General features: G+C 64.5%; 13 protein-coding genes and 1 pseudogene. 6 read left to right on the top strand and 8 right to left on the bottom strand.

Annotated features, from left to right (window positions below):
* Nucleotides 1-36 precede the first annotated feature (36 nt).
* Together hisD and VKP01_RS07060 are read right to left on the bottom strand one after the other, a co-directional pair.
* The gene (gene hisD, locus VKP01_RS07065) at nt 37-1,329 is read right to left on the bottom strand and encodes a histidinol dehydrogenase (protein WP_324411454.1); all 1,293 of its coding nucleotides are present in this window, start codon (nt 1,327-1,329) and stop codon (nt 37-39) included.
* Entirely contained in the window at nt 1,329-1,808 is a 480-nt protein-coding gene (locus VKP01_RS07060; protein WP_324411453.1) for a DUF2948 family protein, read from the bottom strand. Before VKP01_RS07060 ends, hisD begins: the two co-directional genes overlap by 1 nt.
* A gap of 145 nt (nt 1,809-1,953) precedes the next feature.
* On the opposite strand from VKP01_RS07060, the gene murJ reads away from it, so the two are divergent.
* Nucleotides 1,954-3,537: a murein biosynthesis integral membrane protein MurJ gene (murJ, locus tag VKP01_RS07055; RefSeq protein WP_324411452.1), complete on the top strand. Its 1,584-nt coding sequence runs from the start codon at nt 1,954-1,956 to the stop codon at nt 3,535-3,537.
* Between the two features lie 19 nt (nt 3,538-3,556).
* Here the strand turns inward: murJ and VKP01_RS07050 are convergent, their stop codons facing one another.
* Nucleotides 3,557-4,132, bottom strand: coding sequence for a PRC-barrel domain-containing protein (locus tag VKP01_RS07050; protein WP_324411451.1), 576 nt, complete (start codon nt 4,130-4,132; stop codon nt 3,557-3,559).
* Nucleotides 4,133-4,340: 208 nt separating this feature from the next.
* On the opposite strand from VKP01_RS07050, the gene VKP01_RS07045 reads away from it, so the two are divergent.
* Both VKP01_RS07045 and VKP01_RS07040 read left to right on the top strand, forming a co-directional pair.
* On the top strand, nt 4,341-4,796 hold the full coding sequence (locus VKP01_RS07045) for a hypothetical protein (protein ID WP_324411450.1): 456 nt from the start codon (nt 4,341-4,343) through the stop codon (nt 4,794-4,796).
* 232 nt (nt 4,797-5,028) lie between these two features.
* Nucleotides 5,029-5,505, top strand: a complete 477-nt coding sequence (locus VKP01_RS07040; protein ID WP_324411449.1) for a PQQ-dependent sugar dehydrogenase — start codon at nt 5,029-5,031, stop codon at nt 5,503-5,505.
* Between the two features lie 270 nt (nt 5,506-5,775).
* Here the strand turns inward: VKP01_RS07040 and VKP01_RS07035 are convergent.
* From VKP01_RS07035 to VKP01_RS07025, 3 genes and pseudogenes are all read right to left on the bottom strand, one after another.
* Nucleotides 5,776-6,437: pseudogene (locus VKP01_RS07035) on the bottom strand (DUF6065 family protein).
* Between the two features lie 214 nt (nt 6,438-6,651).
* A complete protein-coding gene (locus VKP01_RS07030) occupies nt 6,652-7,335 on the bottom strand; it encodes a hypothetical protein (protein ID WP_324411448.1) in 684 nt (227 codons plus the stop codon).
* Nucleotides 7,336-7,574: 239 nt separating this feature from the next.
* Nucleotides 7,575-8,018 (bottom strand): pilus assembly protein TadG-related protein, encoded by a 444-nt coding sequence (locus VKP01_RS07025; RefSeq protein WP_324411447.1) that lies wholly within the window; start codon nt 8,016-8,018, stop codon nt 7,575-7,577.
* A 362-nt stretch (nt 8,019-8,380) separates the two neighbouring features.
* Here VKP01_RS07025 and VKP01_RS07020 point away from each other — a divergent pair, with 362 nt between their 5' ends.
* A complete protein-coding gene (locus VKP01_RS07020) occupies nt 8,381-9,886 on the top strand; it encodes an inorganic phosphate transporter (RefSeq protein WP_324411446.1) in 1,506 nt (501 codons plus the stop codon).
* Between the two features lie 16 nt (nt 9,887-9,902).
* Here VKP01_RS07020 and VKP01_RS07015 read toward each other — a convergent pair whose 3' ends face one another.
* Both VKP01_RS07015 and VKP01_RS07010 read right to left on the bottom strand, forming a co-directional pair.
* Complete coding sequence (locus VKP01_RS07015) at nt 9,903-10,376, bottom strand: NUDIX hydrolase (protein ID WP_324411445.1); 474 nt, start codon at nt 10,374-10,376, stop codon at nt 9,903-9,905.
* A gap of 93 nt (nt 10,377-10,469) precedes the next feature.
* Nucleotides 10,470-10,895 carry a MucR family transcriptional regulator gene (locus tag VKP01_RS07010; RefSeq protein WP_324411444.1) on the bottom strand — a complete coding sequence of 142 codons (426 nt, stop codon included), beginning with the start codon at nt 10,893-10,895 and terminating at the stop codon, nt 10,470-10,472.
* Nucleotides 10,896-11,204: 309 nt separating this feature from the next.
* Here VKP01_RS07010 and msrB point away from each other — a divergent pair, with 309 nt between their 5' ends.
* On the top strand, nt 11,205-11,621 hold the full coding sequence (gene msrB, locus VKP01_RS07005; RefSeq protein WP_324411443.1) for a peptide-methionine (R)-S-oxide reductase MsrB: 417 nt from the start codon (nt 11,205-11,207) through the stop codon (nt 11,619-11,621).
* A partial coding sequence (locus VKP01_RS07000) for a S9 family peptidase (protein WP_324411442.1) occupies nt 11,618-13,088 on the top strand: 1,471 nt, incomplete at its 3' end. The genes msrB and VKP01_RS07000, both read left to right, overlap by 4 nt.

Raw genomic sequence — 13,088 nt, 5'->3', positions numbered from 1 at the left:
TCCCCGTTGCCCCCGTCGCCACTCATGCCGCCTGCCTCACAGATTGAGCCTGATCGCGACCGAACGCGCATGCCCCTCCAGCCCCTCCGATTCGCCGAGCGCGATGGCGGCGGGACCGAGCGCGCGCAGGGCCTCGGGGGTGCAGTGCAGGATCGAGGAGCGCTTCATGAAGTCTAGCACACCGAGGCCGGAGGAGAATCGCGCCGAGCGAGCCGTCGGCAGCACGTGGTTGGGGCCGCCCACATAATCGCCGATCGCCTCCGGCGTATGCGCGCCGAGGAAGATCGACCCGGCATTGTGCACGCCGGGCACCAGCGCCTCCGGGTCGCGGGTCTCGATCTCGAGATGCTCGGGTGCGATCCGGTTGACCAACGGCAGCGCGTCGGCGAGATCGGACACGAGGATGACCGCGCCGTAATCGTTCCAGCTCGCCCGCGCGATCTCCGCCCGCTTCATCGTGGCGAGATGGCGTTCCACCGCATTGCAGACCGCATCGGCGAGGGCGGCATCGTCGGTGACGAGGATGGATTGCGCGGCGGTGTCGTGCTCGGCCTGGGCGAGGAGATCAGCCGCGACCCAGTCCGGATTGGCGCTCTCGTCGGCCATGATCAGCACTTCCGAGGGGCCGGCGATCATGTCGATCCCGACCTGGCCAAAGACCCGGCGCTTGGCGGCGGCGACATAGGCATTGCCCGGCCCGACGATCTTGGCCACTGGCGCGATCGTCTGCGTCCCGTAGGCGAGCGCCGCCACGGCCTGGGCGCCGCCGATGCGGTAGATCTCGTCGACGCCTGCGATCTGCGCCGCGACCAGCACGAGCGGATTGATCGCGCCGTCGGGTGTCGGCGAGACCATGACGATGCGCTCGACCCCCGCCACCCGCGCCGGCGCGGCGTTCATCAGGACGGAGGAGGGATAGCTCGCCGTGCCGCCGGGCACATACAGCCCCACCGCCTCGATCGCCGACCAGCGCCAGCCCATGGTGACGCCGAGATCGTCGGTCGTGCGCTGATCAGCGGGCTTTTGCGTCTCGTGGAAACGCACGATGCGCTGATGCGCCAGTTCCAGCGCCTCCAGCGTCTTCGCATCGCAGGCCGCGCGCGCCTGTTCGATTTCCGCGTCACTCACCCGCAGGCTCTGCGGCGTCAGGTCAAGCCGGTCGAAGCGGGAGGTGCATTCGATCACCGCTTCATCGCCACGCGCCACCACATCCGAGATGATGGCCCGGACGGTATCGTCGACTTCCTCGGAGATTTCACGCTTGGTGCCGAGGAAGGCGGCGAAGGCCGCATCGAAATCTTCCTGGCGCGTATCGAGCCGCAACGGCATTAATCTTCTTCCCCGGTTTCGATCGGCGGCGGCGGATCCGCCTCCCAGACAGGGCCCATATCACGCATCTGCGCCTCGATGCACTCGACTTCGAGCCGCAGGGCGCGATCATCGGCGAAGAACAGGATGACTGCGCCCGACGGGGCGTCTCCCGGCTCGAAGCCGATGGCGATGAGTTCGAGTGCCGTTTCGCGGATGCGCGGGTCGAGATTGCGCATCTGCGCGCCGAGGACCCGCTCGAAATGCAGCCCGGTGAGTCGGCGGCGGCGCGGAGTTTCCGGCGCATGCTCCCACTCGTAGCGTCCGAGGCACAAGGCGAAACGACTTTCATTCGGCAGATAGGCCAGATCCGACACACGCAGCTGCGCATGCTGCAGATGCGCCGAGATCACCGCGAGGTCGTCGCTGTCGAGAGCGAGCAGCTTCAGCGGGTCGCTGACACTTGCCGCCGGGTTTTCGTTCTGCTGCTGCTCGTCCATGGCTCGCCGATCCTTGTCGCGCACGGTTTTTCGTAACCGCCCCCGCTCACCCTTGCAAGCATGAGGCCTTGCCATCATGCACTGGCATGCGCAAAACAACGCGGGTCGGTGGCGATGGATGCGCCGATCGCAACGGATTCACGGGATGCTCAGAAAGATCGCCTCAGTCGGCAGCTGGACGATGGTCTCGCGGATCACGGGTTTCGCGCGCGATGTCGTCATGGCGGGGATCATGGGCGTCGGACCGGTGGCCGACGCGTTCGTCATCGCGCTGCGCCTGCCCAACCATTTCCGCACGATTTTCGGCGAAGGCGCCTTCAACGCCGCCTTCATTCCCACCTATGCCCAGACCCGCGAGAAGAACGGCAACGAGGCCGGCCACCTCTTCGCGAGCCGCATCTGGACCCTGCTTCTGGCCATCCAGATCGTCCTGCTCGCGCTGGCGCTGGCCTTCATGCCCTGGCTCGTCTCGGCCCTCGCGCCGGGTGTGGTGGGTGACGATCAACGCTTCGATCTCACCGTGACGCTGACGCGCATCACGTTTCCCTATCTGCTCTTCGTCACGCTGGTGACGATGCTCTCGGCCCTTCTGAATGCGCACGACCGTTTCGCCGCAGCCGCTGCGGCGCCGATCCTGCTCAATGGCTCGCTGATCGCCGCACTCGCCCTCGCCTTCCTCTTCCCCACCGCCGGCCATGCGGCGGCCTGGGGCGTGGCGCTGGCGGGGGTGTTCGAATTGCTACTCGTCTGGGGGGCGGCACGCCGCGCCGGCCTCGCCCCGCGCCTCGCGATGCCGCGCCCTGACAAGGCGGTGAAGCATTTCTTCAAGACCTTCGGCCCCGCCGTAATCGGCTCCGCCGGCGTGCAGATCGCGATGTTTGCTGATACCATCATCGCTTCACTGATGCCCGTCGGCGCTGTCTCGGCTTTGTATTACGCCGATCGCCTCTATCAGCTCCCCGTCGGCGTGATCGGCATCGCGGCGGGCACCGTGCTGCTCCCCGAGATGAGCCGCCGCATCGCCGAGGCCGATATCGCGGGCGCGCATCGCGCGCAAAACCAGGCAGCGGCGATCATCCTCGCGCTCGCCCTGCCCTGCACCGTGGCCTTCGTGATGATTCCGGATCTGATCATGCTGGCCTTGTTCGGACGCGGCGCCTTCACCGCGCAGGATGCGGCGGCCTCCGGTGCGATCCTCGCCGCCTATGCGCTCGCCCTGCCCGCCGTGGTGCTGATGCGCTCGGCACTGTCGAGCTTCTATGCGCGCTCGGACACGGTAACGCCCTTGAAGATCTCGCTCACGGCGGTCGCGGTGAACATCGCCTTCAAGATCGTGCTGACGGACCCGTTCGGCGTCGTCGGCCTCGCGCTCGCCACCGCGATCGGCGCCTGGGTCAATCTCGGCCTGCTGCTCGTCGTCGCGCAGCGCCGCAGCTGGAGCGCGCCGAACGCACTGCTGGGCAAGAGTTTGATGATCGCGCTCGCCGGCTGCCTGATGCTGGCCGCCCTCGTCGCCAGCCTGCAAGCCCCCGCCCTCGCCTTTGCCAGGCGTCATTTCGAGGCTCTGGCCGCTGAGGGAACCCTCGCGATTCTCGCCGTGAGCGGCGGGCTGGTCTACGGCATCGTGCTGCTTGCCGGCCTGCGCGTGACCGGCATTGCGCTGCGACCCCTGCGCCGAAATTCCGACCGCGCCGAAGCGCCGGGCCGGGATATCACGGGTGCCGATTGACGTTATTGGCCTGTCGCCGTCAGTTGCTCTGCGGTTCTTCGCTCGGTGTCCCGTCGGGTGACACTGCCGTGCCGCTGCCAAGGCCCGGAATATCCTCGAGCCGTGCAAATTTCGGTGCCTGCTCGATTGCTGCGGAATTGAGGGTGAGGATCACGTCCGAGACAGGATCGTTGAATGAAGCGCCGCGCGCGCCGACGGAGCCGGTCTCCTCGACATCGCGACCAATGGCCATGGCCGAGACGGGTATGCCGATCTCGCGATCACGGATTCCCAGAAGACCGCCGACTGAGACCGTGATTCCGACGAGCCTGCGATTCTGGTCGATGATGATATCGGCGACCGGCCCGATCGTATCGCCGTCGGCGCTCACGACATCGGCCCCGATCAGGTTGTTGGCAAGCACGTGCCCCGGCGTCTGCGCCACGATGAAATCCCCCTGCATCTGCAGATCGGCCGGTGCCGTTTCGGCAGCAGAGGATGATGTCTGCGCGACGATCGGGGAGGCCATCACGACAGCCACGAGGACACCACCCCCGGCGATCAGCGGCGCCAGACGGCTATATCGGTTCGCATTGGCTTGGGGTGAAAACCGCATGACCATGCCTTTCTTCGACTGTGCCCCCCCGGATGCGAAACGCCGCCGGACAGGGTGCGTTCCATCAGGTTGCGCAGCAAACCGGCGCCTGCGCGCAGATGACACGGATCAAAGACGGGGCGAACGGGTTAGTTCAGAATTCCATCACTCACTAATTTGAGTGATGGAAAACCAGCTTCCGATGATGAAGCCCGCAAAGGAGAAAGCCATGAAGAAAACATTCGCAGCCATGGCCGTCGCAGCCGCCATGTCCGTCTCCGCTCTCGCCGTATCGACTCCCGCCACGGCCGAAGAGGATGTCGATCTCGTCACGATCCTCACGGCACCCGATGCACAGACGCAATTGATGTCGATGGTTCTGACCCTGCAATCGATTCAGGCCGGCGCTTCGGCGCATATTCTGCTCTGCGGCCCCGCCGCCGACATGGCGCTGCAGGACGCACCCGAATCCGCCACCGCGCCGCAAGAGCCGCGCGGCATGAGCCCGCAGGGTCTGATGCGCACGATCATGGACCAGACCGGTACACAGGTCGAAGTCTGCGCCATCTATCTGCCCAACAAGGGCGTCGGACCTGATGCGCTGATCGAGGGCGTCACGGCGGCAGACCCCGCCGAGATGGGCCGCCGCCTCGTCGCGCCGAACGCCCGGCTCATGAGCTTCTGATCGCCGTCGAGCATTCGTCTCACGGGCGTTCGCGTACGCCCGTGAGACAAGAACCTTGCGCGCACGAAATCGCGCCTGCGCATTGCTGCATGGAACCGTCTCCGCCGCCGTGGATTGGTTGCGCGCCATTTCACGAAAGGGGTGACTCATGCAGGCAAGGCCGCAAAAGCTGCATTCCCGAAATCGCCCCCTTGATCCGCGAGCAGAACCGCGAGGAGCGTTTCGCAGCGCGATGGCGAAGGCGGATTACACAGTGGAGACTGCGGTTGAGGGGCTGGCCAATCCGTGGTCGATGGTCTTCGTACCCGACAGCCGCATGATGCTGGTCTCGGAGCGCCCGGGTGCCCTCCGGCTGATCGATCGCGACAGCGGCGAAATGCACGCGGTTTCCCGCGTGCCAGAGGTTCATGCCGAGGGCCAGGTGGGCTGCTTGACCTCGCCCTGCATGCGGATTGTCCGGAGGAGTCCTGACTTTACAATGAGCTTCTCGGGGGCTGATGCGCGCGGCCGCTCGACCACCTATGTCGGACGCGCGCGGTTTGATGCCAAGGAACGCTCCCTCAGCGATGTCGAGGTGCTGCATATGGTCGAGCCGCTCGTCAACAGCAACGCCCATTATGACTCGCGCCTCGCCTTCGACGATGACGGCTACATCTATGTCATCGTGGATGGTTCCAGTGCCCCCTTGGCGCGGCTGCGGCCAGAATGAGGCAAGCCGCCGGGCTTTCGCAAGGAACCGGCTCGAGGAAGCGGTTCCTCTTCCGCAGAATTTTGTGCCGGTCTTCGGATCAGCCAATATCCGTCATGCAGTACCGGGTCGGCAAGCGCAGGCAGGACTGCGTGACGGCGCTGGTTGATGACGGGGAAGCGCGGCGGGGCCGGGTTTTGCAGGCAGCCCCTCCCCGCGATCCGTTCAAAATCGGCATGACCGGGTTCGTGAACGGGCGCATCAAGCGTGTGCGCGTGTGAAGCGTCCCGCTCATTCCTTCGCGAAGGGGCGCAACCGCAGACGGGTTCGGTGCCCCTGGGCGCCGAGCCGTTCACCCGTGGCATCCTGCCCGCGATGATAGAGCTTCTGCCAGCCGGCCTTCGTGGCATCGCTGTCGGGGTGGTTGAGATCGCGGTTGAAGGCCCCCGGCTCTGCGACCATTCGCGATGTCGCCGCGCGAGATCGGGAGCTGCCGAGAGCGGCAGAATTGTCGGCGTTACCTCTTCCAGAACGCCCCGCTGCACCGGATAGATATGGCAGAACGGCTCGCCGGCGGCGAAACCGACGCGCTGGGCGCTGCGGGTAAAGCGCCAGTTCATGGTAAAGCTGAACGGCGCCCAATCGGTTTCGACGACGCCCGATAGCGGCGCGATCGCATCCTTCGGGGCGTTGGTCGGCCCGCTCACCATCAGATCCCAGCCCGGTTCGGTGCGGAAGATCACCGGCACATGGAAGGTGAGAACGCCGTGCCCGAAATGCGAGATCGCCGCCGGTGGCTGCCCGGGCACACCGATGACGCGGAACGCGTCGAGCCCGTCACCCCCGTCCCAGACCGCATGCGTCTCGTGCGGACACAGCAACTCCCAGCCATGCGCATTGGCAATGGCGAGCGGCAGGCAGCGATAGGCGAAACGCGCATGCGTCGCGTCCATCCATTGCCGCTCGACGGGTGCGGGGCGCAGTTCCCCCGCGCCCCGCTCCTGCAGGCATTGTCCGGCCTCAGCGGGAAATCCGCAAGGCATTGATCCGATTGCCGATATGGCGAAATGCATCAACGAGAGCCTGTTGTGAATCGGCCCGTTAGACATGCCGGTTCGGTGTCGTTGCGCATTGCTGGAGCAAGGCCTCGACATTGGATGCGTCGGTTTAGCCCTGCGGATCGAACAGCACTGTGTAGGGTTCGATATCGCGTCCCTTGATCCGCTCGCAGACCTCGGTGGTACGCTGGTCGAGCGTATTCATGATCTGGTTGCGGTTGCGGGTGCCGAAACGCTGGCGCGCGACACATCCGGTACCCGCGTGATCCGAGCGGTTCCAATGGTTGTTCTGCGAAACGAAATCGTTGAAGCCATCCGTCATCAGGATCACGATCTTGCGATGCCCCGGCGCATAGGGCCGCGCCTGCGGCACGAAATCCTGGGACTGCATGCGCCAGGCCCAGACGAGGCCGATGGCGATATTGGTGCCCGACAAGCCGCAGGACATGAAGCCCTCCGCCGCATCGATCAGCGTGGCCCGATCCCCGTCAAAGGCACGATCGGATCCGGGCAGGCTTTCGGCACAGCCTTTCCACGGCACATCCATCGCGTTGAACAGATGGAAATGGTTGGCGCGCGGCACACGGCGGTCGCAATCGACCGGGGTCGCGTTCGTCAGCGTGCCGTAGGGCCAGGAACCGGGGGCCTGCGCTTCGCCTGCTCCGAATATCCCGGCGAGGAAACCGGCGAAGCCGCGGCCCGCGTCGGCCCCGTCCGTCGCAACAGCAGTCTCTGCTCCCACGGGTGCGGGAGGCGCTGGCGGCGCCATGGCGAAGACCGGCGCGTCATCCATCACCGGTGCACGCTGCCCCAGGTCCGGATGCGGCGCCATGGCGAAGGCGGCGGCGGCGGCGGCGAATAACAGCGATTGTCACGTATCCGCACGCCCGCGAAATTCTCCCCGTGATGCCGCGCTTGGCCGGACACATCCATCCAGCGCATATGATCAGGGTGACCAGAGACATTCACTGTCGTAACGTAAGGGACGAGCGAGACGCGGAGATTGTCGGTATTGCGCCCGGTCGGCTTGAGTTAGTCGATGAGATCTCGCGTGGCCTCGCGCACGGCGGGGACATGGCTGCGCATCGAGCCGGTCACGTCCAGCGCCACGGCGATTTCGGCCGAATCCACCGCCGCCATGGCCTCTGCGAAGATGGAGCCGCTCATGGTCTCCTTGCCGAGCATCCGCGTGAGCGTGGTGGGCAAAACGTAATCCATCTCGATACGCGCGCCGCGCCACTCCTGCATGAAGATGATGCTCACCTGTGCGAAATCGACCATGCGCGGCAGGCGCTCCATGATGCGGCTCTGCAGATCGGCCCGGATTTCATCCTGGGTCACGTTCGGGTCGGACATGCGCTGGGCCGCGGCGAGCGCAGCGGCATCGACGAGGCGCTGCGCTTCGACCCTGGCACCGGTCGACCGTCCGTAATCGACTGCCGCACCGGCTATTCCCACGAGCGGAGGCTTTGGCATGCGCCATATTCTCGCGACTTGCCTTACGCAACTGATCCATGGGCACCTCACGAGCGTGAGACCGGTTTTCCGGTCTTAATTCGTATCGGATTTGCAAATGGGTCGATCGCAAGCAGCGCAGCGACACTTCCTCTTGGAATTCTACAAATTCAAAATAAATACTTTCTCGATTCGGTATTCGTAGAAATTCGGGACCACAAAAAATTAAAAGCAGTTACGTCTATGCAATTTTTAATTGCTGAAAGATTTACTGGCCACGCTTTGCGGGAGCTGAGCGCTGGCAATTCGGACATGATTTCCGATCCGGATGATGCTAAAGCCCGCCCCGGCTCGTTCAGTCGGCAAAGTATCGGGGCGCACAGGTGGCGAAGAGCACGCTCGACAAGGATCTCGGCAAGGTCGACACGCTGGAGACGGCGACCGCGTCACTTTCACGTGCGATGGCGATGCCGGGCCTGCTGCTCGTCTTCTTTATCGGCGCGATCACCCTGGCGAGCCTGTTCGTGGTCGAGGGGCCGCTGAGTTGGTTCGTCATTGTGGCAGCGGTGATCGCGGCCTATATGGCACTTAATGTCGGCGCCAATGACGTGGCCAACAATATGGGTCCGGCAGTTGGCAGCCGCGCCCTCTCGCTCGGCGGCGCCCTCGTCATAGCCGCTTTCTGCGAGGCCGCTGGCGCCATCCTCGCAGGGGGTGACGTGGTCAACACGGTTTCGCGCGATCTCCTGCGTCCGGATGATGCGATGCCGGCGCTGCAATTCATCCTGGTCATGCTTTCGGCTTTCCTCGCCGCGGCGATGTGGATCAACCTCGCGACCTATTTCAGCGCCCCGGTCTCGACCACGCATTCCGTGGTGGGTGGTGTGGTGGGAGCCGGGATCGCGGCGGCGGGATTCTGGGTGGTGCACTGGCCGATGATTGGCGCAATCGTGGCGAGCTGGGTGATCTCACCCGGCCTCGGCGGACTGATCGCTGCGGCGTTGCTCGGCTTCGTCAAATGGTCGATCCTGTCCCGTGATGATCGCGTTGCGGCGGCACAGCGCTGGGTTCCAGTGATGGTCGGGCTGATGACCGGCGTTTTCGCCATGTATCTGGCCAATAAAGGCTTCTCCCGCATCTGGAACCCCTCCGCGCTGACCGTCCTGGCGCTCGGCCTGATCTTCTTCCTGATCGGTTGGGGCATGTCACGGCCATGGGTGGCCGAGCGTGCCAGGCATATCGAGAACCGTCGCAAGCACATCGCCAACCTCTTCACCGTGCCGCTGATCTTCGCCGCCGCCCTGCTCTCCTTCGCCCATGGCGCCAACGATGTCGCCAACGCCGTCGGGCCGCTCGCGGCCATCGTCGCCGCCGCAGAGACGGGATCTTCGGAAGTCGGGCGCGTCGCCCTGCCGCTCTGGGTTCTGGTGATCGGCGCGATCGGCATTGCCGTCGGCCTCGCCCTGTTCGGGCCGCGACTGATCCGGATGGTGGGTGAGAAGATTACCAGGATGGACGCGATCCGCGCCTATTGCGTCGCGCTCGCCGCCGCAATCACGGTGCTGATCGCCTCGGGACTTGGCCTGCCGGTCTCCTCGACGCATATCGCCGTGGGCGCGATCTTCGGCGTCGGCTTCCTGCGAGAGGCCCTGATGAACAAGGGCGTGCCCAACCCGGCCGTGCAGCCGACCTCGCTCTTCCTGAGGGTCGACAAGCTCAGCAAGACACCCGAGGACGCCATTGCCAGGGCGCAGAAGCGCGAGCGCCGGCAACTGGTACGGCGCAGGCACGCGCTGGGTATCGTCACGGCATGGATCGTAACGGTTCCGGCGGCTGCCACGCTGGCGGGGCTGCTCTATCTCCTGATGAGTGCCTTCGCCGATTTCTGATAGAAACGCGAGCCTTTCAGGCGGTCGCCTCGCGCTTGCGCAAATGCGCATGCAGGTTCCTCGTGACCTCGACGAGTCGCGGCTCCGACAGAAGACGGCGCGCCTCCGGCAGCAGGGCCCAATGGCGATGGCGCTGGCGCGACTCCTTCCACGGATCGAGCTGCCGGGTCACTTCGAGCGGGTAGAGCGCCACGCGCAGGGGCGTTCGGGTCATGCCCTTGACCTTGACCGTGTCGTAACTGCCGAACGGCTCAGGCCAGACTTCGCCTTCGACACCCGCCTCCTCGAACGCTTCGCAGGCAGCGCTTTCGGCCGCTGTCATGCCATCGATAATGGCGCCCTTCGGGTAGATCCAGCGTCCGGTACGACGTGATGTGACCAAAAGGAAGGCCACATGACCATCAACGATACGATAGGGGATCGCGCCGACCTGGATCACCGGGTCGACCCCATCGGCATGACGGGCACGGCGCATCAGGGATGACAGCAAGGCGCACTCCTGCAATTGCGCGGAAGAATCTTCAGCAGCAATTAGCAGCTGCGCGCCTGCTGTACAATCGCATGGCGCCGGCTGCGCGGCGCATCAGCTGCGTGTGCTGCGCCGCTTGCGCCGTTGCTGGCCGAGGCCCATTTCCTTGGCGAGCTCGGAGCGCGCCCGGGCATAGTTCGGTGCGACCATGGGATAATCTGCCGAAAGCCCCCACTTCTCCCGATACTCCTCGGGAGTCATGTCGTACTGCGTACGCAGATGACGCTTGAGCGACTTGAACTGTTTGCCGTCTTCAAGACAGATGATGTAATCCGGCGTCACGGAACGCTTGATCGGCACAGCCGGCTTGGGCGGCTCCGCAGGCGGCTCCGCGGCCTTCCCGGCAAGGCCGGCGAGGGCGCCGTGGATATCGGCGATCAGGCCTGGCAGATCGGCACTTGGAACCGGATTGTGGCTGACATAGGCCGAGACGATATCGGCGGTCAGGTCGATGAATTCAGCGCGATTGTCTTCGCTCATTGCAGTTGCGATTCCCTGGGTTTTTGTGAATGGAGGCCTCGCGAACCGGTTTCTTCCTGAATATCTTTTTTTTGTGGCACAGGCCATCCTGCGCGGGTACAGCGGAACAGCTTGTTATATTGCCGGTATCGAACATAACATTCTCAGGCTTAGTCAATGATCGCCAAGATTGCAAGAAGCAATTAAAGGTATTTATCCGATGCTCTCCTTCGAAATGTACCCTATGGCCGAATCGTCGACGGCGTCCCATATTTCGCATAGAAAGTGATCGGATGCCGTCTGCGGCACCCCTTGGGATGGAGTAAAAGCATGAGTGACGTTTCCGCTCGGGAGAAAATCGTCAAGAGCGATGAAGAATGGCGCGAGCAACTCACGCCGGAGCAATTTCAGGTTACCCGCAAGGAAGCGACGGAACCTGCCTTTTCCGGACCGCATTGGGACGAGAAGCGCGACGGCCTCTATCGCTGCATATGTTGCGGCAATGCGTTGTTTCGATCAGAGACCAAATTCGATTCCGGCACCGGCTGGCCGAGCTTCTATGAACCGGTCGCCCGGGACGCGATCGGCGAGCGTGTGGATCGGTCCTGGTTCATGCGCCGCACCGAGACCCACTGCGCACGCTGCGAAGCGCATCTCGGGCATGTCTTTAATGACGGCCCGCGCCCGACGGGTCTTCGCTACTGCATGAACGGCCATGCACTCGATTTCATCCCGGACGAAGAATGAGCATCAAACTGGCGCAGGCCGAGCCTCCCGTTGCGGAGCGCCGCGAACAGGTGACGCATGCGCATGGCATCGCGCTTCACGACGATTACGCCTGGCTGCGCGCCGGGAACTGGCGCGAAGTGCTCGACGATCCCGCCACCCTGCCCGTCCCGATTCGCACGCACCTCGAAGCGGAGAACGCTTATACCGAGAGCGTCACCGCACCGCTGGCGGCCCTTCGCGAGACCTTGCGCGCGGAGATGCGCAGCCGGATCAGGGAGGATGATTCCTCCGTCCCGGCGCCTCACGGCGCCTTCGCCTATTTCCGGCGCTATCGCGAGGGCGGCGAGCACCCGCTCTTCTGCCGCGCACCGCGCGATGGCAGCGAGGAGACACTGCTGCTCGATGGTGATGCGCTAGCCGAAGGCCATGCCTATTTCGCCTTCGGGGGCGTCGATCACAGCCCTGATCACCGGCTGATCGCCTGGTCGAGCGATACGGAAGGCTCGGAGAGCTACACGATCCGTATCCGCGATGCGCAGACCGGGATCGATCACGACGATACCGTAACCGAAGCTGCCGGCGATCTCGTCTGGGCGCGCGACGGCAAGAGCTTCTTCTATGTGGAGCGCGACGACAATCACCGCCCTGTCCGCGTCAAGCACCACGTACTCGGCACGCCGGAAAGCGCCGACGCCCTCGTCTACGAGGAGCCGGAACCCGGCTGGTTCGTCTCCCTCGACGAAACCCGCTCCGGGCGCTTCGCCGTCATCGGCATCGCCGATCACCAGACGAGCGAGGCGCGGCTGATCGACCTGGAGGCGCCTGATGCGCCCCCGCGCCTCGTCGCGGCCCGTGAGACGGGCATGCTCTATGATGTCGAGCATCACCTTGAGCGGGAGCGCCTCGTCATCACCACGAATGCCGGTGGCGCCGAGGATTTTTGCATCGTCACCGCGCCGCTCGCCACGCCGGAGCGTGCGCATTGGCGCGATCTGGTGGCGCACCGCAAGGGCGTGATGATCACCTCCGCCCTCCCCTTCGCCCGCCATCTCGCAAGGCTCGAGCGCGAGGATGCCAATCCGCGCATCGTCATCCGGGAATGGGAGAGCGGCGAGGAACACATCATCGCCTTCGACGAGGAGGCGTTTTCTCTGTCGATCCAGCCGGGCTTCGAGTACGACACCGACATTCTGCGCTTCGGCTATTCCTCGCTGACGACGCCCTCCCAGGTCTGGGATTACCACATGGCGTCGCGCGCGCGCCTTCTGCGCAAGACCCAGGACGTGCCGAGCGGGCACGATCCCGACGACTACGTCACGCGGCGTATCTTCGCGCAGGGCCCCGATGGCGCGCAGGTCCCGATTTCGCTGATCCATCGCCGCAATGCGCTCGATACCGGCCCCGCGCCCTGTCTGCTCTACGGGTATGGCGCCTACGGCATTGCCATGCCGGCAAGCTTTCGTACCAGCATCCTCTCGCTGGTCG

The organism is Saliniramus sp., from assembly GCF_035311605.1.
In the GTDB taxonomy this organism is placed as follows: domain Bacteria; phylum Pseudomonadota; class Alphaproteobacteria; order Rhizobiales; family Beijerinckiaceae; genus Saliniramus.
The sequence above is the reverse complement of the archived record's forward strand: the minus strand, read 5'-3'. Positions and strand labels throughout refer to the sequence as shown.